This window comes from Pseudomonas sp. S3_C06, from assembly GCF_054667675.1.
This window is the reverse complement of sequence record NZ_CP162747.1, coordinates 690312-705150: the sequence shown is the minus strand read 5'-3', so window position 1 is coordinate 705150 and position 14839 is coordinate 690312. Positions and strand designations below refer to the sequence as shown.

Here is a 14839-nt window from a genome sequence, read left to right as displayed (position 1 = left end):
TTGCGCCGTCGATACAGGGCGGCTTTCTATCGAACGACCATTCAGCGACAGGGATCGTCATCCATGCAATCGACTTTCAGGAAAGGCGTCATATTTGCACTCTCCGCTGCGGCACTGAACGCAACGATCGGTGTACTCAGCAAAATACTCATGAGTAATGGTTTCACCTCTACCAGTGTTGCTGTCATCAAGACCGTACTGGGTTGCGTGCTTCTCTCGATCCTGTTGTTTTTCCTCAAGCGCCCGGCGGCGTCGACCAGATGGACGCAGGCAGCTGTCTGCGCGTTTCTTGGCATCTTTGTGCTGTTTCATTTCGAAACGTCCGCCTATCGACACTACGCTGCGGCAGGTGTGGTGGTAGTGCTGATGGCCAGCGCGTCAATTTCCTCGATCATTCTGGGGCGCATTTTTCTAAAGGATGCGATCACCGCGAACGCTACTGTTGGCGCGACACTGGCTATCGCCGGAATCTCGGTGATCTTCGGCGGCGACTTGCAGCAGGGCTTTACATTGCAAGGTGCTGCGCTTGCCGCCGTGGCCGGTTCCGGCTATGGCGCCTTTTCGGTGGCCATGAAGCGTATGGGGGTGTCGGGGGGACTGCACTTCACCCGGCAATTGCTGTTCTTTGGCAGCCTGTACTTGCTGATGCCGGCTGCCGCCGATGGTTTTGTAATAGGCAAGTTGTCGCCGATGGCGATCGCCGCGCTGCTGGCGTTGGCCACGCTGCCGACAATCCTGGGCTTCTTCTGCACGACCAAGGCCATCGAGTACCTCAAGCCATCCCAAGTGCAGGCGCTGGAATTGACCGAGCCACTGTTCGCCGCGCTGCTGGCGTTTGTGGCGCTCAATGAAATACCGCGCGAAAGCCTCTATGCGGGAGCGGTGCTGATCATAGTCGGCCTGTGTTTCTCCAATGAACTCATACGCTTGGGCAGCAAAGCTTCCGTCCCTTCGACCGAGTGAGTTATTTCGGATCCTTATACGTGCGGCCCAATAAGAGCCGACGCTCATGACGACCGCTTCCGATCCATAGCGGTCATCCCACTGAAGTCGCCACGCTGGTTCGATACCTATGTGAAGTCTAACAACACCAACGTGGCGGGCGGACTCTCAAGGGTGGTGGAGCTTGTACTCCTGGCTCAAACCGCCATAGCCGTAGGCGCTGGCGCGGCAGTCGATCACATGTATGTTTGAGTGCGGGTGTACATTTCCTATTTCTTTGGCCAGCAACTCGAAAGCCTCATGTTGATAGCTCGCTTTCTGGGCCTTGGTATTGCTTTCATCCGTGATGGTGACCTCCAGACGGAACGAGTTGCGTCCTTGTTCGGCCAGTGAAAGGTTATTGATGAACCAAAGTTCATGAGGCAGGAATTGCACCATCACCAGTGTCTGTTCCGGTCGCTTTTCCAGTACCTCACAGGTCAAGGCGGTGAGTTTGGGGACGATGCTATGGACCAGTTCAAGGTTCGGATCGCCAGAAATTTTGAGTGTAATACCGGGCATGTTGAACTCCTTTTGCGGGCAATGAATGTCAAGCGAAGAGTAAGAAGTTGCGTTGATGCTGAAAAGCCGGAAGATATGCATTCATCTATCGGAAAAACGGCAGGATCAACATGCGCCCCTTTGACCTGGATCTCTTGCGTTCCTTCACCGTTGCCATGGCTTCCGGTAGTCTTTCGGAGGCCGCGCCACACCTGTGCCGGTCGCAATCAGCGTTGAGCGAACAATTACGCAAGCTGGAAGCATTCGCCGGTGTAACGCTGCTGGAGCGGGGCAAAAAAGGTGTCCGGCCTACGCCCGCGGGGGAGCGATTGATGGTGCATGCACGAGAACTGTTGGCCATGAGTGATCGCGCTCTTGAAGACGTACGCGGAGTGACGTTTGCCGGCGAATTGAGATTGGCGATCACCGACTACTTCTTGCCCGTTTCGATTGCTGAGTTGTTGAAACAACTGCGCCTGAGATATCCACGCCTTCGACTGCATGTGTCGGTGCGAAAGAGTATGCAGATAGAAAGCGGGGCAGATGCAGGCGACTTCGATATCGGCCTTTCAATGCGCATACTTGATGGCCGCAGCCTTCCCGAGGGCATTCCGGTACGTCGGGAAGCATTGCATTGGGTATCAGCCATGGGGTCTGAGCCGAGGAACGAAGAAGATGGCGCGTTGCCGCTATTGGTGCTACCGCAGGGATGCAGTCTTCAACGTTTTACCCGAGAGACGCTGGACGCACATAAGGTGCCTTATGTGATTGCCCATTCCGCGTCCGGAGTAGCAGGGCTGCAATCAGCACTGATGGCGGGTCTGGGCGTCGCTTGCCTGAATGCCTCGGCTGTGCCGGTGGGCGCAGAGATTTGCCGGCCAGCCTTCCCGTTACCGGCTTTGCCCGACGTTGAGTTCAGCCTGTTGCCTGCGCGTACTGGCGAGTCTGATTTGGTCGGTGCTGTTCGGGAAATGCTTGCCAGCAAATTTGGGGGATGAGTGACAAATCCCTGAAGTGAAAACGCCGTTTTTGGACGCAATGGGGGCACAGTGAAGAGGCTGCTTTTGGCCGATTGCTTCCCTTACCGCCAAGCAAAAATCAAGCAGGGGAGTTCTCATGTCCACACTCACGCTGACCTCACAGCGTCAGTAGCGCGATATCGGGTACCCCTAATACTTGAAGCGAGGCGAAGGAACCTCTCTGGATGGCAACTTCAAATATCACCGATATGGGGTCTAATACGTTAGCGGCGAATTTGCAGACGGCTCCCTGGAGTAAATCACCAAACGCCTTGCGCAACTTATGATGAGATCGCTCGATCATTTGTCGACTCCATCAAATTCATTCAGGTAGATTGCCGAGCATGCCACTCAGATAAGCCGATTAGTCGTATCGGCTTTCTGCTGCCCCGCAGAACTCCTAAAAGTATTCTTAATCCCGACATGGATTATGAGCTTGTCGCCGAGAAACGGAACCAAGTGGCTGTTGATGACGAAGATTCTGTCATTGTGCTCCCAACACTGCGTCGCTTGGGCTGGCCAATACGAAGTTACGTGCACTCCTACCCAATTCGCTGACTCTTCCTACTTTTTTTTGGCCATGTCTTTGCTAGCGTAGCTGTCGCATTTGTTGGATTCACGACAGCAAAGCATTCGGACTGGGACTCGTAGGGTAGGAGATGGGATTGAAGGATCACTTGAGCACTTCAGGGATCAAAGATTCGAAGGGGTATGAAGCGCTACGCACGCGGCTGGATGATTTAGGCTGTTCGGTTGAGTTTTTGGTCATGGACGTCGCTAGCCATGTCTCAGTGGATGAGACATTGCATCGACGGATCCTTTCTGAACTCTATGACCGGATCATAGATGATCAGCGTAAGTGGCACAGAAAGGTCTTCGAAGCTTTACCACCAGCAAATTACTCAGAACCCACCATGCTTTGGAATGTTGTGCGCGCGTCTGGTCATGCCCTGAGTTCGGATGCGATTTTTAGTTTCCATCAGACTGAGTCCCTGTCCGATGCAAGGCCGTCGCTCTACGAAGATTTTTGTAACTCTCTGTACTTGGGGAAGCAAAGGATCGAGAGGGCTGAAATTCAGTCGCTATTCTCTGATTGGTTAGATGGACTGGGAATCAGAGATCAGAGCGGTATTGTTGTATTGGACTGGACCGACGCATTTGAGCTTCCTGCGTCGAATGACACCGCATTCGGGTTCAGTACGACATGGACAGGTTTTTTTTGCCGAGGGTCACTGCATCAACATGGCCGATGTTTAACAATCTGGAACCCGGTGTGCCGGACATTGGCTGCACTGGCCATCTGCTCCCCGATTCATGAGTAGTTTATTTTTTCTTTTTGAATTAAAAGCTCTAATGCACAAGAGACGATTTCGTAGACGCAAGCCCATACATGCCTTTGGTCTAGTGGCACGAGACTCTCCATAACTGATCGAGTCGTGTTGTGTAGCTCTGACTCATCATTTCCCTGCGCATTGCCCAGGCCGGATTGGCTGGAACGCTTGCCGTTCGAAGTGTTCCTCTGCCCCAGCGTTGATTGATCTGATCAAGGACGTTCATGACCTTGGTAGCGTCCGCATGTTGAGATACAGCGAAAAGGTCATCGGTGTACTCACCCGGCTGACAGAGGTTGAGCAAGAGGACCTCAGCCTTGCTGTAGTTGAAGCCAGGGCGGAACAGATGATCAAGTGCGTCAACAGCCGCTTTCGTCAACAATCTCACATCGTCTGTGGGGTAGGGCAAATCCACCACAACCCCATTTGCGTATTTGGCCTCCTCTGGATTGAACATGCCTGTGCGAATGCTGACTCGAATTTTTTTGCACAGTGACTGCTGAGCCCTCAGTTTTTCTGCAGCTCTTTGCGTGTAGGTGGCGACGGCTTCCTTAATCGGTGGAAGCTCTTTCAGTCGTTGTCCGAACATTCGACTGCAGCAAATCTCCTGTTTAGGTGGATCCGGTTCATCGAGTTCCAAGCAGGGTGTACCCGCCAATTCACGGGCAGTTTTCTCAATCACTACGCTGAAGTTTTTGCGCAACGTCCAAGGATCGGCTTTGGCGAGATCCATGGCGGTTTTGATGCCCATCGCATCCAGGTGAAGCTTCATTCGTCGACCGACACCCCATACTTCCGATACATCGGTATTGCGCAGTACCCAATCCCGCTTGGTGGAATCACAAATGTTCACGACGCCACCCGTTTGTGCCTGCAATCGTTTGGCCGTGTGATTAGCCAGCTTGGACAGGGTTTTCGTGTGGGCGATACCGACGCCAACGGGAATACCGGTTGAGCGCAGAACTTGGCTACGGATCTGACGGCCGAGTCCATCAAGATTCGTAATGCCGGTGAGGTCTGCGAACGCTTCATCAATGCTGTAAACCTCCACAGCGGGCACCAAAGACTCAATAACGGTCATGACCCGTTCGCTCATATCGCCATAGAGCGCATAGTTGGACGAGAAGGGGACAATACCGTGCTGACTAAGCTTCGCTTTGATTTGAAAGTACGGCTCACCCATTTTCACAAAAGGCTTAGCGTCGGCCGATCGAGCGATCACGCAACCATCGTTGTTGGACAAAACCACGATCGGTACTTTCGCCAAATCCGGACGGAATACACGCTCACAGCTAGCGTAAAAGCTGTTGCAGTCGATGAGGGCAAATACAGGCGGGGTGTTAGACATGGCTGCGTACGCTGCCGGTAATGACTCCCCAAATGGTCAACTCATCGCTTTCAAGGACGTAGCGTGGGGGGAATTTCGGGTTTTCAGACAGCAAGATGATTTCCTTGCCGCGCAGACACAGTCGTTTGCACACGGGATCGTTGTTCAACAGGGCAACCACGATATTCCCGTGAACAGGTTCAATAGAGCGATCCACAATCGCGAGGTCGCCCTCAAAAATACCTGCACCCTGCATGCTGTCTCCAGAAATAGAGACAAGATAAACATGCGGTGCGCGGATGTTCAGGACCTCGTCCAACGAGATGTGGGCTTCGATGTGATCTGCTGCGGGCGAAGGAAATCCCGCAGGAACACTCGAGAGACAAAGGGGCAGTTTTCGACCGCCCACGGCGATGGGGCCTAGGACTGAAAAGCTCATGACGCACGACTTCCGATACTGTACGAATATACAGTTAACGGGTTTGAGGCATTTTGGTCAATTTGAACCAGGAAAAATCTGACAGCCGGAAGAGCGATGGTGAGCGGGGATCCGCATTATTACCAACACTTGGGTGATTGGGTTTTGAAATCTTCCATTTTTTGGAGTGCGCAAGAAGTTGCGCAGTGCCTGCTCGATTTTCGACTGTTAAATCCTTTGAAGCCCATGTATTTAAAGGGCTACAGCCGAGTGCGCAACTTCTTGCACACCACTGCGCAAGAAGTTGCGCACTTCTTTCAAATTTTCCTTGGCTCGATGGCTAAAAGATCGAGGTCGATTCACTGAAAGCCTTGTTTTATAAGGCTTAAATTGAAGTTGGCACGTATTTTGATGGCTCATAGCCACTCTGGTGGGCAATGGTGCCCGCCGGGTACGTCATTTTGAGCAAGGAGAGCATCCCCATGGCAACACCAGCGTACATGTCGGTTACCGGCGAAAAACAAGGCCTGATCACTGCAGGCGCTTTCACCGCTGACTCCGTAGGCAACACCTACCAGGAAGGCCACGAAGACCAGGTTATGGTTCAGGCTTTCACCCACGACGTGATCATCCCGCGTGACCCACAATCCGGTCAGCCAACCGGTCAGCGCGTTCACAAGCCAGTTGTGATCACCAAGGTCTACGACAAGGCTTCGCCTCTGCTGCAAGCTGCTCTGACCTCCGGCGAGCGCATGAGCGAAATCGTTATCCAGTGGTACCGTACTTCTGCTCAAGGCACCCAAGAGCACTACTACACCACCAAACTGGAAGACGCGATCATCGTCGCCATTAACAACAAAATGCACAACTGCCAGGATCCAGGCAACTCGCACTTCACCCACCTGGAAGAAGTGCAGTTCACCTACCGTAAAATCACCTGGACCCACGAAGTATCCGGTACTTCGGGTTCCGATGACTGGCGTGCTCCAGTCGTTTAATTACGGCTGATGGTTGTACCGCCCCAGCCGGCATGGCCGGTCGGGGCGGACTCACTTCTAAAGAATTTTCGACAATTGCCCTTTAACGGGCTATTGCGCGTCGCAGCACTGCGCGAGGGACAAGGGAATGTTCTCACCGGCCAACCAGCCTCATTTCAATCTGACCGTCGATGGAGTCGACAGCGATTTCCAGGTGCTGTCGTTTACCGGTCGTGAGGCACTCAACACGCCATTCGAATTCGAGCTGGAACTGGTCAGCGAAAAGGCTTCGATCAACCTCGAAAGCGTGCTGCACAAACTGGCGTTTCTTCAGCTGTCGCCAACTGGCACGGGGATCCACGGGCTGGTCTACAGCATCGCCCAGGGCGAGGCGGGCAAGCGCCTGACCCGTTACAAAATCTCCTTGCGCCCGCAACTGGCGTACCTCGCGCATCGGGTCAATCAGCGCATCTTCCAGCAGATGACCGTGCAGCAGATCATCAGTCAGGTCCTGGAAGAACACGGCATCCTCGCCAGCGATTACCACTTCCAGCTCAGCGCGATCTACCCCGAGCGCATCTACTGCGTGCAGTACGATGAGTCTGACCTGGATTTCATCCAGCGCCTGTGCGAGGAGGAGGGGATTCACTACCACTTCCAGCACACGTCCAGCGGCCACAAGCTGACCTTCGGCGATGACCAGACGGTGTTCCCGAAACTGGCGCCAGTGGCCTATCAGCAGGATTCCGGGCTGGTCGCCGACAAACCGGTGGTCAAGCGCTTCGGCCTGCGTCTGGCCACCCGCACCAGCCGCACCACGCGCCGCGATTACGACTTCGTCAAACCGAAGATCGAGCTGGAAAGCGACGCCAAGAGTTCGGCTCAGCCAGACCTCGAAGACTACGATTACCCGGGCCGTTTCGTCGATCGCGAGCGTGGCAAACACTTGGCCAATCGCGCGCTGGAACGCCATCGCAGCGACTACCGTCTGGCCGAGGGTAATAGCGATCAGCCGATTCTGGTCAGCGGGCATTTCCTCGCCCTGACCGACCACGCCAACCCGACGTGGAATGACCTGTGGCTGCTCACCGAAATCTTCCACGAAGGCAAGCAACCGCAGGTGCTGGAAGAGTCGGTGACCAGCGACACCAGCGACAACAAGGACGATTTCCACCAGGGCTATCGCAACCGCTTCAGCGCGATCCCGTGGGATGTGCCGTACCGTCCGCCGCTCGACCACCCGAAACCGAAAGTCCTCGGCACCCAGAGCGCGGTGGTCTGCGGCCCTGAAGGTGAAGAGATCTACTGCGACCAGTACGGCCGGGTGAAGGTGCAGTTCTTCTGGGACCGCGAAGGCAAACACGACGACATGACCAGTTGCTGGATGCGCGTGGCGTCGAGCTGGGCCGCGGAAACCTTTGGTTCGATCAACATTCCGCGGGTCGGCATGGAGGTGTTGATCACCTTCTTGGAAGGCGATCCCGATCAGCCGCTGATCACCGGTTGCCTGTACCACGGCGCGAATCTGCCGCCGTACAAACTGCCGGACTTCAAGACCCTGGCCACGGTCAAGAGCAAGGAATACAAGGGCAGCCGCGCCAACGAACTGCGCATCGACGACACCACCAGCGAGATCAGCATTGCGCTGCGCAGTGACCACGGCGCGAGCGCGATCAACCTCGGGTACCTGACCCATCCGCGTCCGAGCGGTGGTCAGCCGCGTGGCGAAGGTTTTGAGCTAAGAACCGACCGCCACGGTGCCGTGCGTGCCGGTGCCGGTCTGCTCATCACCACCGAGCCGCGGCCGAACGAATCCAAACACCACAAGGACTTGCCGGAAACCGCCGAGCGCCTAGCGACGGCCAGCGATCAGCAAGACGGTTTTGCGGTGCAGGCCAAAGAGTTGCAAGCTCAGGAAGCCGGCGATCAGGACGACGTGGCTAAGGCGCTGCACGCTCAGCATCAAGGCGTGCTCGGCAGTGGTCCGGCGAACCTCTCCGCCAACGAGTTCCCCGAGTTCACCGAACCGCATCTGGTCCTCGCCAGCCCGGCCGGCATTGCCCTGACCACGCCGCGTTCCAGCCACATCGCCACTGGCGAACACTTGGCACTGAGCAGCACCGGGCACACCAGTCTGTCGATCGGCAAACGCCTGCTGGCCAGTGCCAGTCGTGGCATGCGCCTGTTCGTGCAAAGTATGGGTTGGCGACTGGTGGCAGCCTCCGGCGACATCGATGTGCGCGCTCTGAAGGACAGTATCAACCTGCTGGCCAAACTCAACATTACCGCCAACGCCGACCGCATCACCATCACCGCGAAAACTGAACTGGTGATTCAGGGCGGCGGCAGCGCGACGACCTACAACGCCGGCGGCATCACCCACGCCACCAGCGGCCCATACACCGCGCACGCGGCGAACTTCGCCTACACCGGGGCGAAATCTTTGGCCGGGGTATTCCCGGAACCACCGAAACCGGGCAAGGGCAATCTGGAATTGTTCAACCAGTACGCCGGGCGTCAGGGCATCAAAGAGGGCGATTACGAAGTCATCGATGCGCTGGGCAAAAGCATCAAAGGCAAGCTCGACGGCAAGGGTTTCGCCAGTGTCGCCGGCGCCGCACCCGGGCCTGCGCGCGTGCTGTTTGGCAAGGATCCGGCGGACACCTGGAGCGATGGCAGTTACATCGGCAAGCCGGAGTGGCCGTTGAATCCGCCGGGTGCGGACGAAGCTCCAAGCCAAGTGCAAGCAATGGTTGCTCAAGTGTTGCCGAGCAAGAGTTGGGATGTGCTGGAGAAGGGCAAGGATATGGCTCAGACAGGGATGAGTGCTGTTCAGACGGCACAAGGTGCAATGCAAACGGCGCAACAGGTCAAAGGTGCTGTACAGGGCGGAGTGGCTGGCCTGCCAAAACTGGCGAGTGCGGCAATGCCTAGTGCATCGAGCATCCTTGGTGCAGCAAGCAAGGCGGGCAAGCTGCCAAGCCTGCCGGCCCCATCCTTGCCGAAACCTTCGCTCAAAGCACCTGGCCTGTTGAATGGAGAGGTGCTGTCATGACTGAAGCTGCCGTTGCCAAGAAGCGCGAGCCGCAGGTAGCCGTCGTTCCGCTCAACACGCTGGACGTGCAGGACGTAGGTCGTGGTGCTGCTCGCTTTGATGCTTGGTTGCGATCCATCAGCGGTGATGTGGTCACGCTCGATCGAATCAAAGGGGTCGCCGGATCATTGCCGGTTGTAGGCAACATCATGGCGCTAGTCGACGCGCTTGGCGACATCGTCACGCTTACCAAAAGCAAGCAGCGGGAGTTGCTTGATTGGGTCAGCCTGGGGATCAACCTGATCGGTGTTTTGCCAGCCCCTCCTACCATGGCTGCTGCTCGTATGAGTTTGCGTCCGACCTTGTTTTTGGTACGTCAGGAATTGCGTAATAGCGCCAAGATGCTGTTGGGCGATTCAATGATCGAAGTGCTGGTCGGGCACTTGAACGCCACCATTGTCGGCACGATCGATGACTTCGTGAAACAGGCTCAAGGCAAGCTCTCGGGCATTCTCGCCGATGCTGGAAAACTCGGCGAGAGTGCAGTCACCGAAATCGCAAAGGGTCTCGAGGCCGTTGTAAATGGCAAGCTCGATTCAAAAGGCGATGCGCGCGCGGCGGGACAGAAGATCACGGCGGCGGGCAATCAGCTCCTCAGCGACCCCAAGGCGGCGATCAGCAATATCTTTGGGGCTGCATTCAGTGCCTACAAAGCCGTAGGTAAAGGAGTTGCCAACAGCGCGGCGAGGAATCTTCTGCCGGACCAGGCTAAAAAACTGGTGATGACGCACACCGGCACATTGAGAGCCATGGGGCCGGAGATCAAAACCCAACTGAGTAAGTTGGGTGACCCGGGAACGCGCCACTCCATCGGTTGGTTGTTGCAAATGCTCAGTGGTGCTGTGGTGACGTGGCGCAAGCGTCGTGGGCATGGACAGAGCGCTAGCGTTAAACCCAACGCCACCAGTAAGGCGCAGAACAAAGCAGGTGAAGGGCGGCTCGAAGCCAGCAGCCGTCAGGCTCCTGCGAATGCCAACGCCAATGGCCAGAAAAATGGTGCATGCGCGGGTACTTGCAACAGTATTAGCTTTGCGTTGGGCTCCGAGTCGCTAAGCCATACCGATTTCAGCCTGCCAGGTCCATTTCCTATTGAATGGGTACGTACCTACAGCTCCCGGTTCGATGCTTTTGACAAGGGCGAACTGGGCGCTCGGTGGGTGACAGAGTTCACCACCCGATTCGACTGCAAGGGCGATGGGCTGGTTTTTTTGGAGCCGACGGTCGTGGCATCGATTTCCCTTTGCCCAAGGTAGGCCTCTTTCACTATGACGCCGTTGAAAATCTCACGCTGGTTCGATCCGGTGAGGATCAACTGCTCGTTTGCTTCGGTTTTGAGCGCAAAGAAACCTATGTCCGTCGTGGTCGTTCCTTCTGGCTGACGGATGTCAAAATGCGCAGTGGTGCGGGGCTGATGCTGCACTACGAGCATCGGCACGGGGATGCCTTGGTATTGTCTGACCTGATCACCTATCAAGGGGATATCACGCAGGTCCACTTGCACGTTGGAACCCTGCTTGATGATCAAGGACGGTTGGCCGGTCTTTGGGAGATCCGTGACGGCGCGCCCGTACGGCAATTGTGTAATTACCAATACAACATCCACGGCGATCTGATCCAGGCACAGGATGAAAACGGTGCTGCCTGGAGTTATCAGTATCAGCATCACTTATTGACTCGATATACCGATCGCACCGGCCGAGGTTTGAATCTGGAGTGGGATGGCCACACGTCGCACGCCAAGGCTGTGCGCGAGTGGGCGGATGACGGCAGCTTCGATACTCGCCTGGAATGGGACGAAAACATCCGTCTGACATACGTCACTGATGCCCATGGCAATGAGACTTGGCATTACTACGACATCAAGGGTTACACCTACCGGATTCGGTATGCCGATGAACGTTCAGAGTGGTTCTTTCGCGATGACGCGAAAAACATCATTCGTCACGTTCATACAGACGGTACCTCCGATCGATACAGCTATGACGAGCGCGGTAATTTGCTCGAACACATCAGTCCCGACGGCAGTGTCGCTCACTACGCCTACGATGATCTTAATCAACTGATCAAGGTTAGTGATGCAGAAGGCGGGCAGTGGCAGCGAGCTTACGATGATGCCGGCAATTTGGTGGAGTCGGGCGATCCTCTTGGAAACAAGACGGAGTATGCCTACGACAAAGCAGGTCAGTTGATCGCTATCAAGGATGCAATCGGCAACGAGAAAGCGCTTGAGTACAACGATGCTGGTCAGCTTCTGAAATATACCGATTGCTCTGGCAAGACCAGCGAATGGGAATACAACGATCGCGGTCAGATGATGTGTTTTACCGATGCAGCAGGACAAAGCACCGAGTATGAGTACAAGGCTGGACATATCGCCTTGATTACGCATCCAGATAAAACCGAGGAGCGATTCGAGCGTGATGCCGAAGGGCGTCTGCTTGCTCATATTGACGGTCTGGATCGCTGCACGACATGGAGCTATAACGCTGCCGGGTTGGTTGCAGAGCGCGTAGACGCCTGCGAGCAAACGCTTCGTTACCGTTGGGATCGTCTAGGCCATCTTATCGCGCTGGAAAACGAAAACGAGCAGCGCACCCAATTTCACTATGATCCCGTCGGAAGGTTGCTTGAGGAAAAAGGATTCGATGGCGTTGTTACGCGCTATCAGTACGATTCTGAAAGCGGACGTTTGGCGAGAGCCATCAGCGGTGAGCGCGTCATTTCGATGTCGTTTGACCCCATGGGACGGCTTGTCGAACGCCATGCGAGCTTGGGCAATATGTCTCAGAGTGAATCCTTTGCGTATGACGGTAACGGCAACATGGTTTTGGCCACGAATGACCAAAGCCGATTGCTGTGGTTCTATGATTTGGCCGGTAATCTGATCAAAGAGCATCAGCATTATCAGAGTCTGGATGCACCGCTCGTAGCAATCTGGAGGCATGAGTACGACCCCCTCAACCAGTGTGTCGCTACGACCCGCCCGGATGGTCACCGGGTGAGCTGGTTGACGTACGGCAGTGGGCATTTGCTTGCGTTAAAACTGGATGATCACGAATTGGTCGGTTATGAACGAGATGATTTACATCGTGAGGTCGTTCGTCATCAAGGCAATCGGCTGCGCCAGACTCAAAAGTGGGACCCGGCAGGTCGCCTGCAGGAGCAATTGCTAAGCCGAAGTGATGACAACTCCACTTTGCTGAAGCGCGAATACAAATACGATGCGGTCGGCCAGTTGACCGAGCTAAACGACACGCGTCGCGGACCGCTGACCTATCGTTACGATCCGGTAGGACGGCTGATCAGTGCAGCAAGCCGGCTCGGGGTTGAAAAATTCGCTTTCGATCCTGCCAGTAACCTGCTCGATGAAAAGGTGACAGAAGTACGCCGGCCTCTTGATCAGGCCCCAATACGTAGCCGGTTGGTAGACAATCTTCTACGTGAATATGTCGGCACCCATTACGAGTACGACGATCGTGGCAATCAGACGCTGCGTTGGCACAATGGTAAACGCAGTCGATTGCAATGGGACCTGTTCGATAGGTTGGTTCATTTCGAGGATGATCGTCTCTCGGTCAAATATGCCTACGACGCCTTGGGTCGCCGGCTGTATAAGCATTCAACCGCCCATTATACAAATCGTCCTGAAGCAGGTTCCCACTGGAATAAAAATGAGCAGGGGCGTGTTCAGCGTTTGCTTGGCTGTGGCCTGACTTTGTACGGGTGGGACGGAGATAATCTCTCTTGGGAAAGCAGTCCTGCGCCAGGCGATGGGGGGACTGGGCGCACAGTCCATTACGTTTATGAACCCGGCACGTTTGTTCCGGTGGCTCAAGCGATCAGGCACGCCTCGATTGATCTGTTAAATCAGCCTGAATATGTCGGTGGCGAGAGTCTCGAAGATGATCCGCTTTGGAGTCACGTCCCTAAAGCACAGCCGGTTGATGTCTTGGCCTGGTATCAGTGTGACCATTTAGGCACACCGTTAGAGCTAACCGATCAGGATGGTCAGGTCGCCTGGAGCGCCCAGTACAAGGCTTGGGGCCAGGTTAAAGAACATACATCAGCCTCAGCAGTACAGCAGGGGCTGAGCAATCCAATTCGTTTCCAAGGTCAGTACCACGATCACGAAACAGGCTTGCACTACAACCGATACAGGTACTACGACCCCCAGGTAGGTCGCTTCATTTCAAAGGACCCGATAGGTCTGATGGGGGGCATAAACCTTCATCAATACGCGCCCAACCCAATCCAATGGGTAGACCCTTTAGGATTGGTGAAGAAACCGCCATCTAAGCGCGCGCTGAAAGACGGCGCTGGAGCCTCGCCTCAAGATATTGCTGCGAGTAAAGTCGGCGGAGGCAGTCGAAAAGGGCAGGCGGCATGTCGCAAAAAACTCATCGATAAAAGTAAGCCGGTGGGCGTTTACAAGTGCTGGCGGTGTGGGCATACCTCTAATAATCCTGATGACATGCACTTGGGGCATAAAAATGTGGCCACCTCAAATGGCGGCAACCTGGCTGATGTCAACGTAGATCTTGAGGGCGCATCGTGTAACCTGAGTGCGGGAAATAGCGGTTATGTGAAAGAAGGCATGTCGTGTGTCGAACGTGGAAGTTGTGGAGCGCCATATGGACGATAAAGAATTGCCTGTTCTGATTCAGGTGTTTGTGTCAAATGACGATAGCCCTGTATTCGAGGAACTCCCTGCTATTGCGATGGGGTCGGATACTTATGAGCTGCTGTCTTCACCTGGTCTTGCGTTGAATTTGGCTCGAGGTGACGTCATCTCGATCAAGAACAAAAACACCCACGCCGAAGTCCTGAAGCGCGGAGGGAATTTTTGTATTCATATCTACGCTGACTACATTCCCGAGGAGGTCATTGCACAACTCGAAACTGATGTTGGCCGTGAGTTGGGTGGAACGCTTGATGGCGTCTTCGAAGGCAATCTCTCGTTGGCTGTGCCTTCAAGCAACGGCATGGACAACATCAATGAGTTTTTTGATCGGTTTCGCAAGAAAACAGGACTCGAATGGTATTACGCCAATATCTATAAAAATATTGATGACGAAGATGATGAAACGCTTCTGAATTGGTGGCTGCAGAGCTGACTGGTTTGAGGGGAGTTTTGGTCGGCTGTGATCAACGCTTGGGAAGGTGAGCTTTCAGTCAACGGTACTCGATCGAC

The 14839-nt window shown here is 54.9% G+C and carries 10 protein-coding genes and 1 pseudogene; 7 read left to right on the top strand and 4 right to left on the bottom strand.

Annotation, left to right across the window (positions count from 1 at the left end; translation table 11 throughout):
• Positions 1–63: 63 nt before the first annotated feature.
• Complete coding sequence (locus tag AB4N44_RS02995) at positions 64–963, top strand: EamA family transporter (RefSeq protein ID WP_122843999.1); 900 nt, start codon at positions 64–66, stop codon at positions 961–963.
• Between the two features lie 147 nt (positions 964–1110).
• Here AB4N44_RS02995 and AB4N44_RS02990 read toward each other — a convergent pair whose 3' ends face one another.
• Positions 1111–1503: a tautomerase family protein gene (locus AB4N44_RS02990; protein ID WP_460110303.1), complete on the bottom strand. Its 393-nt coding sequence runs from the start codon at positions 1501–1503 to the stop codon at positions 1111–1113.
• A 110-nt stretch (positions 1504–1613) separates the two neighbouring features.
• Between AB4N44_RS02990 and AB4N44_RS02985 the strand changes: the two genes are divergently transcribed.
• Positions 1614–2480 (top strand): LysR family transcriptional regulator, encoded by an 867-nt coding sequence (locus AB4N44_RS02985; protein ID WP_150776173.1) that lies wholly within the window; start codon positions 1614–1616, stop codon positions 2478–2480.
• Positions 2481–2619: 139 nt separating this feature from the next.
• Here AB4N44_RS02985 and AB4N44_RS02980 read toward each other — a convergent pair whose 3' ends face one another.
• Positions 2620–2805: a hypothetical protein gene (locus tag AB4N44_RS02980; protein ID WP_224794677.1), complete on the bottom strand. Its 186-nt coding sequence runs from the start codon at positions 2803–2805 to the stop codon at positions 2620–2622.
• Between the two features lie 361 nt (positions 2806–3166).
• Here AB4N44_RS02980 and AB4N44_RS02975 point away from each other — a divergent pair, with 361 nt between their 5' ends.
• A complete protein-coding gene (locus AB4N44_RS02975) occupies positions 3167–3823 on the top strand; it encodes a hypothetical protein (RefSeq protein WP_150776174.1) in 657 nt (218 codons plus the stop codon).
• Between the two features lie 79 nt (positions 3824–3902).
• Here AB4N44_RS02975 and umuC read toward each other — a convergent pair whose 3' ends face one another.
• Both umuC and AB4N44_RS02965 read right to left on the bottom strand, forming a co-directional pair.
• On the bottom strand, positions 3903–5180 hold the full coding sequence (gene umuC / locus AB4N44_RS02970; protein ID WP_150776175.1) for a translesion error-prone DNA polymerase V subunit UmuC: 1278 nt from the start codon (positions 5178–5180) through the stop codon (positions 3903–3905).
• Positions 5173–5598, bottom strand: a complete 426-nt coding sequence (locus AB4N44_RS02965; protein WP_110718481.1) for a LexA family protein — start codon at positions 5596–5598, stop codon at positions 5173–5175. Before AB4N44_RS02965 ends, umuC begins: the two co-directional genes overlap by 8 nt.
• A 461-nt stretch (positions 5599–6059) precedes the next feature.
• Here AB4N44_RS02965 and AB4N44_RS02960 point away from each other — a divergent pair, with 461 nt between their 5' ends.
• From AB4N44_RS02960 to AB4N44_RS02945, 4 genes and pseudogenes are all read left to right on the top strand, one after another.
• Positions 6060–6575, top strand: a complete 516-nt coding sequence (locus AB4N44_RS02960) for an Hcp family type VI secretion system effector (RefSeq protein ID WP_007918282.1) — start codon at positions 6060–6062, stop codon at positions 6573–6575.
• Between the two features lie 127 nt (positions 6576–6702).
• Positions 6703–9609: a type VI secretion system Vgr family protein gene (locus AB4N44_RS02955; RefSeq protein WP_150774161.1), complete on the top strand. Its 2907-nt coding sequence runs from the start codon at positions 6703–6705 to the stop codon at positions 9607–9609.
• Positions 9606–14290 (top strand): annotated as a pseudogene (locus tag AB4N44_RS02950) (RHS repeat-associated core domain-containing protein). The gene AB4N44_RS02955 and the pseudogene AB4N44_RS02950 overlap by 4 nt, the downstream one beginning before the upstream one ends.
• Positions 14280–14762: a DUF4265 domain-containing protein gene (locus AB4N44_RS02945; RefSeq protein WP_110718478.1), complete on the top strand. Its 483-nt coding sequence runs from the start codon at positions 14280–14282 to the stop codon at positions 14760–14762. The pseudogene AB4N44_RS02950 and the gene AB4N44_RS02945 overlap by 11 nt, the downstream one beginning before the upstream one ends.
• Positions 14763–14839 lie beyond the last annotated feature (77 nt).